A 2387-nucleotide genomic window follows, 5' to 3' on the forward strand; every position below is an offset into this window, starting at 1 on the left:
GCGAATCGGTGTTCCACGAATTCGACGGGGAGACCACCACCTACGAGCCGGTCGAGGGGGCGCCCGGTCTCGAAGCTGAGTTCGACCGCGGCTTCGTCGAGATCATCCGGCGCACCGGACGATTCGGGATCCGCATCCACGACCGGACGGCACCGGCTCTCGCGTCGTTCACCGGCGTCCCGGCCTACGAACCCGACCCGTCCTGGGTACTGACCGCCCGTTTCGAAGCATTCGACGAACAGCAGGTCGTGACGACGGGCGCGGTCGTCGACGGGCTCGAACACCACCACCCGGCGGCGGGTGTGATCCGGTTCGAATACGACGGTGCCGAACACGAACTCGTTGCCTTCGGTGATGCCGGCGGTCCGCTGCGGATCCTGTTCACCGACGCGACGAGCGGGGTGACGACCTATCCGGCCGCGCGGATCCTGCAGGTCGAGGCGCCTGCCGAGGACGGGACGGTCACGCTCGACTTCACCCGCGCCGCGAACCTGCCGTGCGCGTTCACCGACGCGGCGACGTGCCCGATCGCGCCGCCGCAGAACCGCCTTCCGTTCGCCGTCGAAGCCGGTGAACGTACTCCGCGTGTCGGGCAGTTGTCGTGAACGCGGTAAATCCGGTCCCGCTGTCCGTGCTGGACCTCTCGCCGGTCAGCGAGGGATCCTCGGTGCCGGAAGCACTGCGCAACACCCTCGACCTGGCGCGCCACGTCGAAGCGTGGGGATACAAAAGGTACTGGGTCGCCGAGCACCACTTCGTCGCCGTCGCGTCGTCGGCACCCGACGTGCTCATCGGTGCGATCGCTGCCGCGACCCGCACCATCCGTGTCGGTGCCGCCGCGGTCCAGCTCGGGCACAACACGGCGATCGGTGTCGTCGAATCCTTCGGCACCCTCGACGCCCTGTACCCGGGACGCATCGATCTCGGTCTCGGCAGGTCGGGTCAGCGACGGGCGGAGGCGCTGGCTGGTGCGGCCGCTCCCGAACCTGCTCCGCGGGCGACGGAGATCCGCGACGGGCTGATCATTCCGCCGCCCTTTTCGGCGGCGAAGTTGCTGTCGTCGTCGCGTCTCGCCGCGAGTTTCGGTGTCCTGCAGCAACCCGGCGCCGAGTCGCCCGACTTCTCACGGCAGGTCGAGGACATCCTCGCCTTCCTGAACGGCACCTACACGACGCCGGACGGAATCGACCTGCACGCCGGCCCGGGAGAGGGCGCCGACCTCGAGCTGTGGGTGTTCGGGTCGAGCGCCGGACCGTCGGCGGAACTTGCGGGTCGCCTGGGCCTGCCGTTCGGTGCGAACTACCACGTCAGCCCAGGAACGACAGTCGAAGCGGTCGAGGCGTACCGGGCGGCGTTCCGTCCGTCGTCGATCCTGTCGGAGCCGTACGTCGTGGTCTCGGCCGACGCGGTCGTCGCGGACGACGACGCCACCGCGCGCGAACTGGCATCGACCTACGGGCACTGGACACACAGCATCCGTGTGGGTCGCGGTGCGATCCCGTACCCGAATCCGGACACCACCCCGCCACTGACCGCCGAGGAGCGTACCCTCGTCGACGACCGCATCGTTACCCAGTTCGTGGGGTCGCCGAGCACGGTGGCGGAGCGCCTCGACACTCTCCGCCGAGTGACGGACGCCGACGAACTCGTCGTCACCTCGGTCACGCATGGCCACGAGGACCGTCTGCGTTCCTACGAACTCCTGGCCCACGAATGGGGATTGGCGCGGGTCCGCGCCGCCTGATCGTCCGGCGGGGGAAGGTTGTGTGCGCTTTCCTGGCGGCAAAGCAGTTCGGCCCGCGCGAGTCGGTCGAGCTGGGGGTGCTCGCCGAGCAGCATGGCACAGCGTGATGCTCACCACCATTTCAGTCGCCATATGCCCGGCCGGGCACCTGCGGCCGGGCATATGCGTGGGCACTCGGACGGAGCAAAGTTTGCCGTTAGGGTGGGATCCATGAGTGCTGCTGCAGGGTCCGTCTCGAGCATCTACATCGCAGCTCCGGAGGGGGACACGGGGAAATCGACCGTCGCTCTGGGCGTATTGCAGACGCTGTGCGCGTCCACCGCCCGCGTCGGCGTCTTCCGGCCCATCGCGCGCTCCGACAGCGACACCGACTACATCCTCGAACTGCTGCTCGAACACACCACCGTCGACCTCGGTTACGAGGACTGTATCGGCGTCACCTACGACGACGTCCACGACGACCCCGACGCAGCGCTCAGCGACATCGTCGGCAAGTACCACGCGGTGGCCGACCGCTGCGACGCCGTCGTCATCGTCGGCAGCGACTACACCGAGATCGCCAATCCCAGCGAGTTGTCGTACAACGCTCGTATCGCGGCGAACCTCGACGCTCCGGTGCTGCTCGTCCTGCGTGGCGCCCGGC

The 2387-nt window shown here is 68.4% G+C and carries 3 protein-coding genes; all 3 read left to right on the forward strand.

What is annotated here, in order from left to right; genetic code table 11:
- Window positions 1–605 (forward strand): DUF1684 domain-containing protein (locus R1101_RS0121355; RefSeq protein ID WP_016935292.1); only part of this gene is annotated, 605 nt, incomplete at its 5' end.
- Complete coding sequence (locus R1101_RS0121360) at window positions 602–1744, forward strand: LLM class flavin-dependent oxidoreductase (RefSeq protein ID WP_016935293.1); 1143 nt, start codon at window positions 602–604, stop codon at window positions 1742–1744. The genes R1101_RS0121355 and R1101_RS0121360, both read left to right, overlap by 4 nt.
- 210 nt (window positions 1745–1954) lie before the next feature.
- Window positions 1955–2387, forward strand: a 433-nt coding sequence (locus R1101_RS0121370; RefSeq protein ID WP_026003564.1) for an AAA family ATPase, incomplete at its 3' end; no start/stop codon positions are given.

Source organism: Rhodococcus sp. R1101 (assembly GCF_000278445.1).
In the GTDB taxonomy this organism is placed as follows: Bacteria; Actinomycetota; Actinomycetes; order Mycobacteriales; family Mycobacteriaceae; genus Rhodococcus; species Rhodococcus gordoniae.